Raw genomic sequence first — 14888 nt, 5'->3', positions numbered from 1 at the left:
TGGTTCCCCTTCCGCCACCCTGCGGGACGAGCATGCCCACAACAACCCGCAGCGTTACGGACGCGAGAGGACCCCCCACCCATGACCAGAGGCACCTGGACGGGCCGCATCGGCATGACCGCCGTCGCCACGGCCGCCGTCACCGCGCTGGCCGCCCCCGTCGGCGCGCAGGCCGCGACCGACACGTCGGCCTCCGCCACGACGAGCGCCACGGCCACCTCCACGGCCACCGCCACCGCGTCCGGGAACGTCGACTACGCGACCTGGCAGAAGGACTGCCAGGCCGTGATGGACCAGGCCCTGCCCTACCTGGAACAGCGCATCGCGAACACCAGGCCGGGCGAGAAGCAGGCCATCGTGTTCGACATCGACAACACCACCCTGCAGACCGACTTCGGCTTCAGCTACCCGCAGCCCGCCAACAGGCCCGTGCTGAAGGTCGCCCAGTACGCCCAGGAGCACGGCGTCTCACTGTTCTTCGTCACCGCCCGCCCCGGAATCATCAAGGCTCCGACGAAGTACAACCTCGAACACGACGGCTACGACGTCGACGGCCTCTATGTCCGCGGCCTGTTCGACCTGTTCAAGGACGTCGCCGACTACAAGACCGCCCAGCGCGCCGACATCGAGTCCAAGGGCTACACGATCATCGCGAACATCGGCAACAGCGCCACCGACCTCTCCGGCGGCCACGCCGAGAAGACGTTCAAACTGCCGGACTACGACGGTCAGTTGTCCTGACCGGCCGACCGTCCGCCGACTCCCCGACAGGCTCCCTCCGTCGCCCGGCCCTGGGGGTGGGGAAGGGCACCGACGGTACTCGGCGGGAAGTTGGCGTCCAGCCTGGTCGCCGCGCTGGTGAAAAAGCTGTTCGTGACGGACGGCCCCGGCGCCGGGCTGGTCGACAAGCCGGTACGGCTGACGGACCTCGTGTCGTTCCGGGGTGAGAAGTGCGCCCTGGGCGAGAAGGAGGTGCGCAGGCTCGCCGGGCGGCTGGTCGGGGAGTCGTCGGATTCACCCGGCGAGCCGCCCCCCCTCGCGACGAGGAGATCGCCGTCGCCGGCGCCCTGGCCGCCAGGCTGCTCGCCCTACTCGCCCTCGGTGACCTGGACATGGACGACCTCCAGGCCGTCCGTCTGGGCCACCGCGAGTCAGCCGAACAGCGGCACCACCACGCCCCCACGGCCGCCGACGGCCTGTCCGCCGACGCCTGCTACTTCCTCGACTCCACGACGGAGTGGGCCTGTCTGCAGGTCCTGGAGTCCGTCACGCGCCGTCCACCTTCGTCGCCCGCACCCTCGTCGAACAGACCCGCGCCCAGTCCGAACTGATCGCCAAAGTCGACGAGTTGATCACTCGCAGCCCGCACCCCGACGCCTGGGACGCCGCGTTCGAGCGCCGCTACCTGCCGTACGTCGCCGACCGTGGACCGGCGCTGAAAGCCGAAAGGGGCCACCCGGGACCGAAGTCCCAGGGCAGCCCCTTTCTCGGCGTGGCCCCCGGAGGGCTACGCATCCTTGCTCAGGTTCGGCCCGGCTCCGCCGGCCGCCTGCTCGATCGGCGGGACGTCCGGCAGGGCGGCCTTCTCCTCACCCCGGAAGGTGAAGGTCTTGGTGTCGCCCTCGCCCTCGGTGTCCACGACCACGATGTGACCGGGGCGCAGCTCGCCGAAGAGGATCTTCTCCGAGAGGCTGTCCTCGATCTCGCGCTGGATCGTCCGGCGCAGCGGCCGGGCGCCCAGGACGGGGTCGTAGCCCTTCGTGGCCAGCAGCTCCTTGGCGGACTGGGAGAGCTCGATGCCCATGTCCCGGTCCTTCAGGCGCTCGTCCACCTTGTCGATCATCAGGTCGACGATCCGCAGGATGTCCTGCTGGGTCAGCTGCGGGAAGACGACCACGTCGTCGACGCGGTTGAGGAACTCGGGCCGGAAGTGCTGCTTGAGCTCGTCCGACACCTTGTTCTTCATGCGCTCGTAGTTGGTCTTCGTGTCACCCGAGGCCGCGAAGCCCAGGTTGAAGCCCTTGGAGATGTCCCGGGTGCCGAGGTTGGTCGTCATGATGATGACCGTGTTCTTGAAGTCCACGACCCGGCCCTGGGAGTCGGTCAGGCGACCGTCCTCCAGGATCTGCAGCAGCGAGTTGAAGATGTCCGGATGGGCCTTCTCGACCTCGTCGAAGAGGACGACCGAGAACGGCTTGCGGCGCACCTTCTCCGTCAGCTGACCGCCCTCCTCGTAGCCCACGTAGCCGGGGGGCGAACCGAAGAGACGGGAGACCGTGTGCTTCTCGCTGAACTCCGACATGTCGAGGGAGATCAGCGCGTCCTCGTCGCCGAAGAGGAACTCCGCGAGCGCCTTGGACAGCTCGGTCTTACCGACACCGGACGGGCCGGCGAAGATGAACGAACCACCCGGACGCTTCGGGTCCTTCAGACCGGCGCGCGTACGGCGGATCGCCTTCGACAGCGCCTTGACGGCGTCCTCCTGGCCGATGACCCGCTTGTGCAGCTCCTCCTCCATGCGGAGCAGGCGGCTGGACTCCTCCTCGGTCAGCTTGAAGACCGGGATGCCGGTGGCCGTGGCGAGGACCTCGGCGATCAGCTCGCCGTCGACCTCGGCGACGACGTCCATGTCGCCGGCCTTCCACTCCTTCTCCCGCTTGGCCTTGGCGGCCAGGAGCTGCTTCTCCTTGTCGCGCAGGGAGGCGGCCTTCTCGAAGTCCTGCGAGTCGATCGCGGACTCCTTGTCCCGGCGGACGCCGGCGATCTTCTCGTCGAACTCGCGCAGGTCCGGCGGAGCGGTCATCCGGCGGATGCGCATCCTCGAGCCGGCCTCGTCGATCAGGTCGATCGCCTTGTCCGGCAGGAAGCGGTCCGAGATGTACCGGTCGGCCAGGGTGGCGGCCTGGACCAGCGCCTCGTCCGTGATGGAGACGCGGTGGTGCGCCTCGTAGCGGTCGCGCAGGCCCTTGAGGATTTCGATGGTGTGCGGCAGGGACGGCTCCGCGACCTGGATGGGCTGGAAGCGGCGCTCCAGGGCCGCGTCCTTCTCCAGGTGCTTGCGGTACTCGTCCAGCGTCGTCGCACCGATGGTCTGCAGCTCACCGCGGGCCAGCATCGGCTTCAGGATGGAAGCCGCGTCGATGGCGCCCTCGGCGGCACCCGCACCGACCAGCGTGTGCAGCTCGTCGATGAACAGGATGATGTCGCCGCGGGTGCGGATCTCCTTGAGCACCTTCTTCAGGCGCTCCTCGAAGTCACCGCGGTAGCGGGAGCCGGCGACCAGCGCGCCGAGGTCCAGGGTGTAGAGGTGCTTGTCCTTGAGGGTCTCGGGCACCTCGCCCTTGACGATGGCCTGGGCGAGGCCCTCGACGACGGCGGTCTTGCCGACGCCGGGCTCACCGATCAGGACCGGGTTGTTCTTGGTACGGCGGGACAGCACCTGCATGACCCGCTCGATCTCCTTCTCGCGCCCGATGACCGGGTCGAGCTTGGACTCACGAGCGGCCTGGGTGAGGTTCCGGCCGAACTGGTCGAGGACCAGGGACGTCGAGGGGGTGCCCTCGGCAGGGCCGCCGGCGGTGGCGGTCTCCTTGCCCTGGTAACCGGAGAGCAGCTGGATGACCTGCTGCCGCACCCGGTTGAGATCTGCGCCCAGCTTGACCAGGACCTGGGCGGCGACGCCCTCGCCCTCGCGGATCAGGCCGAGCAGGATGTGCTCCGTGCCGATGTAGTTGTGGCCCAGCTGAAGGGCCTCGCGGAGCGACAGCTCCAGGACCTTCTTGGCACGGGGAGTGAAGGGAATGTGGCCCGACGGGGCCTGCTGGCCCTGGCCGATGATCTCCTCCACCTGCTGGCGGACCGCCTCGAGCGAAATCCCGAGGCTCTCAAGGGCCTTGGCGGCGACACCCTCACCCTCGTGGATCAGGCCCAGGAGGATGTGCTCGGTGCCGATGTAGTTGTGGTTGAGCATCCGGGCTTCTTCCTGAGCCAGGACGACAACCCGCCGCGCGCGGTCGGTGAACCTCTCGAACATCGTTAATCGCTCCTCAGAGCGGTCAGGCAGTGGGGGGAACTTCCCCTCCCTGTCCTTCCGCAGCTTAGTCCCGCAAGCGGGGACCGCTCATTCCAACTGCCGACACCGTCCTTGGCCTCCTGACCCCGAACGCCGACATCTGCTCCAACCCGATGGTGCGAGACGATGTTCCCGCAGGCCAGGCAGTTACCCCAGTCGCCAGTACGCCGATGGCGAACGTGAGACGCCCTTTCCTGCGTGTCGCCCCCTCCCACTAGGGATGTCTTACCCGCACCGGCTGACACTCCATGCCGCGCGCACCGGTTCCCTCCGCTATGGGCGAACAACCTTGCGCCGCCACGCACCCACGCAAGCCCCCAGTTTCGCCACTCTGTGTACATAAAAGAGCACACAGCGTTACTCGCAGGGTCTTCGGGCTGTTGCACGTGGCATGGCCGGCACCCTTCCCATCGTCCCTCTGCCCCGTCAGGCGCTCGACCCGAACGGTCGGGTGCGGCACTGGTACGAGAACGAACTGGGCTGGGCGACGGTGCCCGGAGAACCGGTACGGCTTGTCGTGGGCCGCCGCTTCGACGTCCTGGACGTGCCCGCGGAGGCGGGACGTGCGGCGCTGCGCCACCTGGGGCCGGGCTCTCCGGTGGCCGCGCAGGGCGACCGGATGCGGCTGCTGGTGGCCGCGGGCAGCGCTGAGGAGCTGTCCGGGCTGCTGGACTGGCTGGAGTGGGGCGCGCTGACGCTGGACCTGGTGGCCCTGGGCGCTGACACGCTGATGGACGCGCCGCCGCCCCCTCGGGCAGGGTCGGCCGGGGCGCGGCCGCTTCCCCTGGGCCGCTTCGGTTCGCAGGGGGCCGCCGTGTGGGTGCGACCCCCCGAGCCGGGGTGCGAGGTCGAGGCCTCGCTGCCGACGCTGTCGGCCGTGGGGGGCGGTGGCGGCGCCCCCGATCTCGTACGACTCGTGGACACGGTGGCGACGCAGTGCCACCGGGTCCGGCTGCGGCGCGCGAGCGCTCAGCCGTTGGCCTTCTCGTAGGCCTCGCGGATGGACGCGGGAACACGGCCGCGGTCGTTGACCTCGTAGCCGTTCTCCTTTGCCCAGGCGCGGATCTGCGCGGTGTCCTGGCTGCCGCCGGAAGAAGCGCGCGCCTTTCCGCGCCCGCCCGAAGCGCGGCCTCCGGTACGACGACCACTCTTGACGTACGGCTCGAGAAGGCTACGGAGCTTGTCCGCATTAGCGGTGGTGAGATCGATCTCGTACGTCTTGCCGTCCAACGCGAACGTCACGGTCTCGTCCGCCTCGCCGCCGTCGAGGTCGTCGACAAGAAGGACCTGAACCTTCTGTGCCACCGGATTTCCTTTCATCGATAACGTGAGGGCCAGGGGTGTCCGGCGTCCGCCGTTTCGCCGTCCCCTGTTATATGCAGTACTGCAGTACGTCGGAAAGCAAACCGCTTTTGCTGGAAAAACACAAACCCCAGGGAGAGACCGACCGGCTGCCCCGACCGGAAACATGCGCGTTTCGGACATAGGGAACGTGGACATGATCGGTCGGGCGGAATACGGCTTCCGTCGCGCGGGGATCCTTGGCGATCACAGATGCAGAAGCATCCGACTGTTGCCCAAGGTGTTCGGTTTCACTCGTTCGAGTCCCAGGAACTCCGCGACGCCCTCGTCATAGGAACGCAGCAGCTCCGCGTAGACATCGGCGTCGACGGGCGTCTCGCCGATCTCCACGAAGCCGTGCTTCCCGAAGAAGTCCACTTCGAAGGTCAGGCAGAAAACGCGGCGAACGCCGAGCCAGCGCGCGGTCTGCAGCAACTTCTCCAGCAACTGGTGGCCGACGCCGGCGCCCTTCAGGCCCGGCTTCACGGCGAGCGTGCGCACTTCCGCGAGGTCTTCCCACATCACGTGCAGCGCGCCGCAGCCGACGACCTCGGCGTTGTCGTCCCGTTCGGCGACCCAGAACTCCTGGATGTCCTCGTAAAGCGTCACCGTCGCTTTGTCCAGCAGGATGCCCTCGCGGACGTAGGTGTCCAGGAGTCGGCGCACGGCCGGGACGTCGCTGGTCCGGGCCCGCCGGACGGTGATGGCTTTTGCGGTGACTTCGGGTCGCTCTGCGGACATGAGCGGACGCTATCGCCCGCGGCCGCCCTGTGCCGAGCCGGGGCTCTCGTCGCCGGTTTCGGGGGCTTGGACGCTATCCGGGACTCGCCCCGTGACTTCGGTTCCGCCTTCGGCCGCCTCTTCGACCTGCTCTTCGACAGGCTCTTCGGCCGCGTCTTCAGCCGCGCCTTGAGTCGCGCCTTCGGTGGTCTCTTCGGCGGTCTCTTGGGTGGTGCCTTCGATGGTGCCTTCGACGATCCGTACGGCGTCCCGCAGGGCCTGCCGCTGTTCGTCGCTCATCATCCCGAAGAAGGCGACGAGAGCGGCGGCGGCGTTGTCGCTCTGGGACCAGGCGTCGTTCATCAGCGCGGCGGCGTAGGCGGCCCGGGTGGAGACCGCCTCATATCGATAGGCCCGGCCCTCCGCCTCACGCCGTACCCAGCCCTTCTGATGGAGATTGTCCAAAACGGTCATCACCGTGGTGTAGGCGATGGACCGTTCCCGCTGAAGGTCTTCCAGGACTTCTCGAACGGTCACCGGGCGGTTCCACTTCCACACCCGCGTCATGACCGCGTCTTCGAGTTCTCCCAATGGGCGAGGCACAACTCAGAACAATAGTGGGAGATCTCGACAATGGCATGCCGGACGTGCACTTTCAGCAACAAACACGAACAAAAGGGGCGTACGACTCCGCAGTGCGGGATGCCCACGTGTGGGCCGTACGCCGCTTCAGGCGTCGGTCTGCGCGGTGTTCGCGGAGGTCTGCCGGGCGCTCTCCGCGCGCGCGATGGCGGCGTCGACAGCCGCGTCCTCCTTGGTCTTGGCGGTACCGCCCTGGGTCTTCACGATCACCCTGATCAGACCGATGAAGAACACGGCCATGACGACCGGGGGCAGGAGCGCGGAGACGTAGTCCATGGATCCAGAGTAGCCACGACGGGAGGACAAACAGGGGCGGGGTGGCCCGGAGCGCTACACCGCCGCGAGGTGCTGCTGCGGCTTCTCGGACGGCGGGGCGGGTTTGCGGCGCGGGAAGACCTCGCCCGGCGTGGGGATGGGACGGCGGGTGGGCTTCGGGGCCGCGGGGGTGGGCGCCGGGCCGGGCTGGGCGGGAGCGGGGGGCTCCACGGGCTTCTGTGCGGGTTTCCCGGCAGAGTCGTTGCCGGGGTCTCCCTGGCCCGCTACGGCGCCCGACAGGCCGCCGGGGAGCGTCTGGAGGGGGCTCCCGGAAGCCGGAGAGGCCGGAGCGGCCGGGTGAACGGCCCCACGGACGAGGCGCGCGCGCACGTCCTGCTCGGCGAGCGCCTGGCAGCGCTCCAGGAGGGCGGCCGCGGCCGGGTTGCCACGCAGGGCGCGGAGCGCCGCTAGGTCGTCGGGGTCGGGCCGGTACCCGGCGCCCAGCGCCTCCCTCAGGAGCGCGAGGTAGCCGACGGCGGCGCCAGGGAGGGCATCGCGGTACCGGGCGAGATCGGCCACCAGGAAAGCGCGCAGCCGGGCACCCTCACGCATCGCCTCGTCGAGCGACTCGGCGAGCCGAAGACAGTCCTGCACGTCCTCGGCGGAGGCGGGACGGGGATGAAGGGCGAGGGCGAGAGCGCGGCGGAGCACACGCAGCTCCTCCACGCCGAACGCCATGCCGCCGCGGGTTCCGTATGGCGTGGGCATAGGCTGACGATACGCGCTAATCAGACAAATTCGACATACGGACAGGGCGTGGCGCAGCCGATTCCGCAAGCTGCGCTCAACCCACGGCAATCCCCGTCCCGGGCACCCACTCAGATACGCGACACGTTCCGCTCGTACACCAACCGCAATCCGATGAGCGTCAGCCACGGCTCATGCTCATCAATCACCGACGACTCCCCCAGAACCATCGGCGCCAAGCCACCCGTCGCGATCACCGTCACGTCGTCCGGGTCGTCGGCCAGCTCCCGCGCCATCCGGTTAACGACCCCGTCGACCTGCCCGGCGAACCCGTAGATGATGCCCGCCTGCATCGCCTCGACCGTGTTCTTGCCGATCACGCTCCGCGGCCGCGCCACCTCGATCTTCCGCAGCTGCGCCCCCTTGACGCCCAGGGCGTCGACGGAGATCTCGATCCCGGGTGCGATGACGCCACCGATGTACTCCCCGCGCGCGGACACCGCGTCGAACGTCGTCGCCGTACCGAAGTCCACGACGATTGCCGGACCGCCGTACAGCTCGACCGCCGCAACCGCGTTGATGATCCGGTCCGCGCCGACCTCCTTGGGGTTGTCGGTGAGGATCGGCACGCCCGTCTTGACCCCAGGCTCGACGAGTACGGCCGGCACGTCGCCGTAGTAGCGCCGCGTCACCTCGCGCAGCTCGTGCAGCACCGACGGCACGGTCGCGCAGATCGCGATCCCGTCGATGCCGTCGCCCAGCTCGTCGCCGAGCAGCGGGTGCATGCCCATCAGCCCCTGGAGGAGCACCGCCAGCTCGTCGGCGGTGCGGCGCGCGTCCGTGGAGATGCGCCAGTGTTCGACGATGTCCTCCCCGTCGAACAGGCCCAGGACCGTCTGTGTGTTGCCTACGTCGATCGTCAGGAGCATGGCCGGTTCCTACTCCGCCTCGCGCAGGTCCAGGCCGATGTCGAGGATCGGCGAGGAGTGGGTCAGGGCCCCGACAGCCAGGTAGTCGACGCCGGTCTGCGCGTACGCCCTGGCGTTCTCCAGGGCCAGCCGGCCCGACGCCTCCAGCAGCGCCCGTCCCTCCACGATGGCCACCGCCTCCTCGCACTCGCCGGGCGTGAAGTTGTCCAGCAGGATCAGGTCGGCGCCCGCGTCCACGACCTCGCGCAGCTGGTGCAGCGTGTCGACCTCGACCTCGATCGGCACCTCCGGGAAGGCCTCCCGTACGGCCTTGAAGGCCTGCGCCACGCCGCCGGCGGCCACCACGTGGTTGTCCTTGACCAGGGCCGCGTCGGACAGCGACATGCGGTGGTTCACGCCGCCGCCGCAGCGGACGGCGAACTTCTCCAGGGAGCGCAGTCCCGGCGTCGTCTTGCGGGTGTCGCGCACCCTGGCCTTGGTGCCCTCCAGGGCGTCCACCCACGCGCGCGTGGCCGTCGCGATGCCGGACAGGCGGCACAGCAGGTTGAGGGCACTGCGCTCGGCAATCAGCAGGTCACGCGTGCGCGTGGTGACCGACAGCAGCTTCTGCCCGGCCTCCACACGGTCGCCGTCGTCGACGTGGCGCTCGACCTCGAACTCGTCCGTGCAGACGACCGAGATCACCGCTTCGGCGACCCGCAGGCCCGCCACGACGCCCGCCTCGCGGGCGGTGAAGTCGCCGGTGGCGACGGCGTCCTCCGGGATGGTCGCGACCGTCGTCACGTCCACGCCGTGGTCGAGGTCCTCCTGGATGGCGACGTTGGCGATGTCCTCGACCTCCACGGGGTCGAGTCCGGCGTCGGCCAGGAGCTGGGCGAGCGCGGGGTCGAGCCCGCACTCCAGGTATTCCTCGTCGGCGTCCGCGCCGCAGGCACAGCCGTCGCCGCAGCCACCGGTCGAGGCGAGGGGAAGGTCGGGGGTGCTCACTTGTGTCACTGCTCCTGGGGACGCTGGGGCGCGAGGGCCTCGGGGCGGGTCGGGGGGAAGTCTGCGGTGTCCGTGGTGCGCACGGCCAGCGTCCGGTCCGGATTCAGCCGTACGACGATGTGGCGGCGCCAGTTCGTGTCGTCCCGCTCGGCGCGGTCCTCGCGCCAGTGGCAGCCGCGGGTCTCCTCGCGCAGCTGCGCGGCGGCGACCAGGACGCGGGCCACGCACAGGAGGTTGGTGGCCTCCCAGGTGTCGACGCCGGGCTCGGCCGTCTTGCCGTTCTCGTGGAGGGCGTCGCGGGCCTCGGCGTGCAGCCGCTGGAGCTGGTCGGCGGCCTTGGCGAGGGACTCGGCGGAGCGCAGGACGCCCGCGCCCTCGGTCATGATCCGCTGGATCGCGAACCGGGCTTCGGGCGCGAGCAGGGGGTGCGCGGGCTTCTCGGGGTGCCGGACCGGCTCCGGCACGCGCGCGTGGAGGCCATTGTCCGCGTGGCTCGCCGCGATGTCGGCGGCGATGCGCTCGGCATAGACCAGGCCCTCCAGGAGGGAGTTGGAGGCGAGCCGGTTGGCGCCGTGCACGCCGGTGCAGGCGACCTCGCCGCACGCGTACAGGCCCGGGACGGTCGTCCGGCCGTGGGAGTCCGTGCGGACGCCCCCGGAGGCGTAATGGGCGGCCGGGGCGATCGGGATCGGCTCGGTGACCGGGTCGATGCCGTGGGCGCGGCAGGCGGCGAGGATCGTCGGGAAGCGGTGCTCCCACATGTCGGCGCCGAAGTGCCGGGCGTCGAGGAACATGTGCTCGGCGTCCTGCTCCTGCATGCGGCGCATGATGCCCTTGGCGACGATGTCCCGGGGCGCGAGCTCGGCCAGTTCGTGCTGCCCGGCCATGAAGCGCACCCCGTCGGCGTCGACCAGGTGGGCGCCCTCGCCGCGGACCGCCTCGGAGACGAGGGGCTGCTGGCCCTCGGCGTCCGGGCCGAGGAACAGCACCGTCGGGTGGAACTGCACGAACTCGAGGTCGGAGACCTCCGCGCCCGCGCGCAGGGCGAGCGCCACGCCGTCGCCGGTGGACACCGACGGGTTGGTGGTCGCGGAGAAGACCTGTCCCATGCCGCCGGTCGCGAGGACCACGGCGGGCGCGTGCACGGCGCCCACGCCATCGTGCTGGCCCTCGCCCATGACGTGCAGGGTCACGCCCGCGGTGCGGCCGTCGGCGTCGGTGAGCAGGTCCAGGACCAGCGCGTTCTCGATCGTCCGCACGCCACGCGCGCGTACCGCCTCGACCAGGGCCCGGGAGATCTCCGCGCCGGTCGCGTCGCCGCCGGCGTGCGCGATGCGGCGGCGGTGGTGGCCGCCCTCGCGGGTGAGCTGGATGCCGCCCTCGTCGTCGGTGTCGAAGTGCGCGCCGGTGGACATGAGCCGCCGTACCGCGTCGGGCCCCTCGGTGACGAGGATCCGTACGGCCACCTCGTCACACAGGCCCGCGCCCGCCACCAGGGTGTCGTCCAGGTGCTGTTCGGGGGTGTCGCCCTCGCCCAGAGCCGCGGCGATGCCGCCCTGCGCCCAACGGGTCGAGCCGTCGTCGAGGCGGGCCTTGGTGACGACGACCGTCGTCAGGCCGGCGGCCTCGCAGCGCAGGGCCGCGGTCAGGCCGGCGACGCCGGAGCCGACGACCACCACGTCCGCGGAGATGGACCACCCGGGCGCGGGCGCGTGCAGTCGTATGCCTGTGCTGGTCACGAGGCGGCTCCGAAGGTGAGGGGGATGTTGTCGATCAGCCGGGTCGTCCCGATGCGGGCGGCGACGGCGAGGACGGCCTCGCCAGTGAAGTCGTCCCCGATCTCGGTGAAGTCGGACGGGTCGACGAGGGCGAGGTAGTCCAGCTCGAGCGGCGGGTCCAGGCGCGCGGCCTCGTCGAGGACCATGCGGGCGGCCGCGCGGACGGCGGCCGGGCCGCCCGGCGCGGCCTTCGCGACGGCGGCGGCGTCCGCCGCCGCGCGGGACTCACCCAGGGCGCTGAGCGCCTCGGCACGCGCGCGCGTGGAGGGCACTTCGCGGGCCCGCGCGCGCAACGCCTCCTGCGCGGCGTGCCGGTCGCGGCCCGCGAACAGGGCCTGCGACAGGGCGAGGGCCGTGCGCCGCTCCTGGGGGGAGAGGTAGCGGTTGCGGCTGGAGAGGGCCAGGCCGTCGGGCTCGCGCACGGTCGGCACGGCGACGATCTCGACGCCGAAGTTCAGGTCCCGCACCATGCGGCGGATCAGGGCGAGCTGCTGGGCGTCCTTCTGGCCGAACAGGGCCACGTCGGGGCGGGTGAGGTGCAGCAGCTTGGCGACGACGGTGAGCACGCCGTCGAAGTGGCCGGGGCGCGAGGCGCCCTCCAGGCGCTCACCCATGGGGCCCGCGGTGATGCGGACCTGGGGCTCGCCGCCCGGGTAGACCTCGTCCACGGAGGGCGCGAACACGGCGTCGGCACCCGACTGCTCGGCGACCTTGAGGTCGGCCTCCAGGGTGCGCGGGTAGCGGTCGAGGTCCTCGCCCGCGCCGAACTGCAGCGGGTTCACGAAGACAGTGACGACGACCTCGCCGTCGCTGCCCGCGATCTCGCGCGCGGTGCGGATCAGGGTGGCGTGGCCCTCGTGCAGCGCGCCCATGGTCATCACGACGGCACGGCGGCCGTTGCGCACGCGCCCGTGCAACTCATCGGCGGTGCGCAGCAGGGCGGTGGTCATCGTACGTCTCCGTTCTCGGGCACGCACGTCACCGGGCGGCCCTCCTCTGCGGTCTCGAGCCCTCCCCGGCTGTCCGGGTGCCCCGCGCGCGTCATCGGGCGTTCCCTTCGCTCCCGTCGGCAAGGACCCCCAGCAGGTCCTCGGCCGGCTCCGGCTTCAGCAGACCGTGGGCCAGGGCGCGGTCGGCGGTCGCGCGGGCCATCGCCAGGTAGCCGGCGACGGTCTGCGGGGCGTGTCGGCGCAGCTCGGCGATGTGCGCGGCGACCGTGCCCGCGTCCCCGCGTGCGACGGGGCCGGTGAGGGCCGCGTCGCCGGAGCGCAGGGCGTTGTCGAGGGCGGCGCCGAGCAGTGGGCCGAGCATCCGGTCGGGCGCCTCGACGCCGGCCTGGCGCAGCACTTCCATGGACTGGGCGACCAGCGTCACCAGGTGGTTGGCGCCCAGCGCGAGCGCCGCGTGGTACAGCGGCCGCATCTCCTCGGCGATCCACTCCGGCTCGCCGCCCATCTCGATGACCAGGGCCTCGGCGGCCAGCCGCAGCTCCTCGGGCGCGGTGACCCCGAAGGAGCAGCCGGCCAGCCGCTGCACGTCCACGGGGGTGCCGGTGAAGGTCATCGCCGGGTGCAGGGCCAGCGGCAACGCGCCCGCGCGCAGGGCGGGGTCCAGCACCTTCGCGCCGTACCGCCCGGAGGTGTGCACGAGCAGCTGCCCCGGCCGCACGGCGCCAGTCTCGGCGAGGCCCTCGACGAGCCCGGGCAGGGTGTCGTCCGGGACGGTAAGGAGCACCAGGTCGGCCCGCTCGAGGACTTCGGCGGGCGGCACGAGGGGCACGTCGGGGAGCATCAGCGCGGCCCGCCGTCTGGAGGCGTCGGAGACCCCGGAGACGGCCACCGGGCGGTGCCCGGCGAGCTGGAGGGACGCGGCCAGCGCGGGGCCCACGCGGCCGGCGCCGACGACGCCGACGGTGAGCCGCGCGGGGCGGTCCTTGGGGTCTGGCTGTTGGCTTGTACTCACGCGACGGCGGCCTTCCCGTTCCAGTCCGCTCTGGGTACCGGACGATTTCTCGTCATGTTAACGCGATCGGTTCGAGAGGCGTTCGGTTGTCCACAGGCTGTGGGTTTTTGTGCGGCTCCGGGGACAGAAATGCGGGTGCCCATCCGGGCCGGCGCGCGACATGATCCCGGGCATGAGCGATGCCACGGAGCAGGGTGAGGAACAGACGACGCAACAGCGGTTGCGGGAGCGGCGGGCGACCGCCAACCGGGAAGCCCGGCGCATCCTGTCGCGCCCCGGCTTCACGGGCACGATCCGCGAACGCCTCGCGCTCCTGCGGGACGAGGCGCCCCGGGTGTACGACCTCGACGAACCGGCCGACATGTACGGCAACCGGATCGTCGAGACCCTTGAGGACCGGGTCGCCGGACTGCTGGGCATGGAGGCCGCCGCGTTCTTTCCCACGGGAACCATGGCCCAGCAGGTGGCCCTGCGCTGCTGGGCGGGCCGCACCGGCAACCCCACGGTCGCCCTGCACGCGCTCGCTCACCCCGAAGTGCACGAGCGAAACGCGTTCAGCCAGGTCAGCGGGTTGCGCCCGGTCCAGGTCACCAGGGAGCCACGGCTGCCCTCGGCCGAAGAGGTGCGCGGCTTCGAGGAGCCCTTCGGGGCACTGATGCTGGAACTGCCGCTGAGAGACGCCGGTTACGTGCTGCCGTCCTGGGAGGAGCTCGTCGACACCGTGGAGGCGGCCCGCGAACGTGACGCGGTGGTGCACTTCGACGGGGCCCGCCTGTGGGAGTGCACCGTCCACTTCGGCCGTCCCCTGGACGAGATCGCCGGGCTCGCGGACAGCGTCTACGTGTCGTTGTACAAGTCCCTCGACGGCTTCAGCGGCGCGGTGCTCGCCGGTCCCGGGGCGCTCGTCGAGGAGGCGAAGGCCTGGCGGCACCGGTACGGCGGCATGGTCTTCCAGCAGTTCCCCACGGTGCTGTCGGCGCTCGTGGGCCTGGAGCGGGAGCTGCCCCGGCTGCCGGGGTACGTGGCCCACGCGCGCGTGGTCGCCGCCGCATTGCGGGAGGGGTTCGCCGGGTCGGGGGTGCCGTGGACGCGCGTGCACCCGGAGGTACCGCACACCTACGAGTTCCAGGTGTGGCTGCCGTACGACGCCGAGGTGCTCGCGAACGCTGCGGTCCGGCAGGCGGAGGAGACGGGGACCTTCCTGTTCGCCAGGCCCTGGGCCCCGGCCGGCCCGGGCCTCGCCGTCACCGAGGTCACCGTTCGCTCCGCCGGCCTGGAGTGGACGGCGGACGACGTGAAGGCGGCGGTCGCGGACTTCGTCTCCCGGCTGACCGAGTAGACCCGCGGGCAGACCGCGGCACAGGTCAGCGGGTAGACCGCGGCGCGGGTCGGCCAGACCGAGCGCGACGACAGGTCCACAGGCCGAGCCCGACCACAGGTCCCCAGACCGAACGC

14 protein-coding genes and 1 pseudogene are annotated in these 14888 nt (G+C 70.9%); 4 read left to right on the top strand and 11 right to left on the bottom strand.

From position 1 onward, the window contains the following. The first annotated feature begins 81 nt into the window (after positions 1–81). A complete protein-coding gene (locus ABZV31_RS21525) occupies positions 82–741 on the top strand; it encodes an HAD family acid phosphatase (protein WP_355896133.1) in 660 nt (219 codons plus the stop codon). A gap of 90 nt (positions 742–831) precedes the next feature. After that, a pseudogene (locus ABZV31_RS21520) lies at positions 832–1426 on the top strand (ATP-binding protein); the annotation flags it as partial. 81 nt (positions 1427–1507) lie between these two features. Here the strand turns inward: ABZV31_RS21520 and ABZV31_RS21515 are convergent. Beyond that, positions 1508–4033, bottom strand: a complete 2526-nt coding sequence (locus ABZV31_RS21515) for an ATP-dependent Clp protease ATP-binding subunit (protein WP_355896131.1) — start codon at positions 4031–4033, stop codon at positions 1508–1510. Between the two features lie 430 nt (positions 4034–4463). Here ABZV31_RS21515 and ABZV31_RS21510 point away from each other — a divergent pair, with 430 nt between their 5' ends. Then, positions 4464–5063 (top strand): SCO3374 family protein, encoded by a 600-nt coding sequence (locus tag ABZV31_RS21510; protein WP_355896129.1) that lies wholly within the window; start codon positions 4464–4466, stop codon positions 5061–5063. On the opposite strand, the gene ABZV31_RS21505 is transcribed toward ABZV31_RS21510, so the two are convergent. The 10 genes from ABZV31_RS21505 to ABZV31_RS21460 form a co-directional block, all read right to left on the bottom strand. Next, positions 5042–5377, bottom strand: a complete 336-nt coding sequence (locus ABZV31_RS21505; protein WP_355896126.1) for an Lsr2 family protein — start codon at positions 5375–5377, stop codon at positions 5042–5044. The two genes, ABZV31_RS21510 and ABZV31_RS21505, sit on opposite strands and share 22 nt — an antisense overlap. A gap of 243 nt (positions 5378–5620) precedes the next feature. After that, the gene (locus ABZV31_RS21500; protein ID WP_355896124.1) at positions 5621–6154 is read right to left on the bottom strand and encodes an amino-acid N-acetyltransferase; all 534 of its coding nucleotides are present in this window, start codon (positions 6152–6154) and stop codon (positions 5621–5623) included. A gap of 9 nt (positions 6155–6163) precedes the next feature. Continuing rightward, positions 6164–6724, bottom strand: a complete 561-nt coding sequence (locus tag ABZV31_RS21495; RefSeq protein ID WP_355896121.1) for a BlaI/MecI/CopY family transcriptional regulator — start codon at positions 6722–6724, stop codon at positions 6164–6166. 138 nt (positions 6725–6862) lie between these two features. Then, positions 6863–7051 carry a hypothetical protein gene (locus ABZV31_RS21490; protein ID WP_355896118.1) on the bottom strand — a complete coding sequence of 63 codons (189 nt, stop codon included), beginning with the start codon at positions 7049–7051 and terminating at the stop codon, positions 6863–6865. A gap of 54 nt (positions 7052–7105) precedes the next feature. Beyond that, entirely contained in the window at positions 7106–7768 is a 663-nt protein-coding gene (locus tag ABZV31_RS21485) for a hypothetical protein (RefSeq protein WP_355896215.1), read from the bottom strand. A gap of 140 nt (positions 7769–7908) precedes the next feature. Then, a complete protein-coding gene (locus ABZV31_RS21480) occupies positions 7909–8706 on the bottom strand; it encodes a type III pantothenate kinase (protein ID WP_355896115.1) in 798 nt (265 codons plus the stop codon). Between the two features lie 9 nt (positions 8707–8715). Further along, positions 8716–9693, bottom strand: a complete 978-nt coding sequence (gene nadC / locus ABZV31_RS21475; protein ID WP_355896112.1) for a carboxylating nicotinate-nucleotide diphosphorylase — start codon at positions 9691–9693, stop codon at positions 8716–8718. Between the two features lie 5 nt (positions 9694–9698). Continuing rightward, complete coding sequence (locus ABZV31_RS21470) at positions 9699–11432, bottom strand: L-aspartate oxidase (protein ID WP_355896109.1); 1734 nt, start codon at positions 11430–11432, stop codon at positions 9699–9701. Then, a complete protein-coding gene (gene panC, locus ABZV31_RS21465) occupies positions 11429–12421 on the bottom strand; it encodes a pantoate--beta-alanine ligase (RefSeq protein WP_355896107.1) in 993 nt (330 codons plus the stop codon). The genes ABZV31_RS21470 and panC overlap by 4 nt, the downstream gene beginning before the upstream one ends. Positions 12422–12512: 91 nt before the next feature. Then, complete coding sequence (locus ABZV31_RS21460) at positions 12513–13433, bottom strand: DUF2520 domain-containing protein (RefSeq protein WP_355896104.1); 921 nt, start codon at positions 13431–13433, stop codon at positions 12513–12515. A 172-nt stretch (positions 13434–13605) separates the two neighbouring features. On the opposite strand from ABZV31_RS21460, the gene ABZV31_RS21455 reads away from it, so the two are divergent. Beyond that, positions 13606–14772, top strand: a complete 1167-nt coding sequence (locus tag ABZV31_RS21455; protein ID WP_355896101.1) for a beta-eliminating lyase-related protein — start codon at positions 13606–13608, stop codon at positions 14770–14772. Positions 14773–14888 lie beyond the last annotated feature (116 nt).

The organism is Streptomyces sp. NPDC005202, assembly GCF_040608235.1.
Taxonomy (GTDB): domain Bacteria; phylum Actinomycetota; class Actinomycetes; order Streptomycetales; family Streptomycetaceae; genus Streptomyces.
This window is presented reverse-complemented; position numbering and strand designations above follow the sequence as displayed.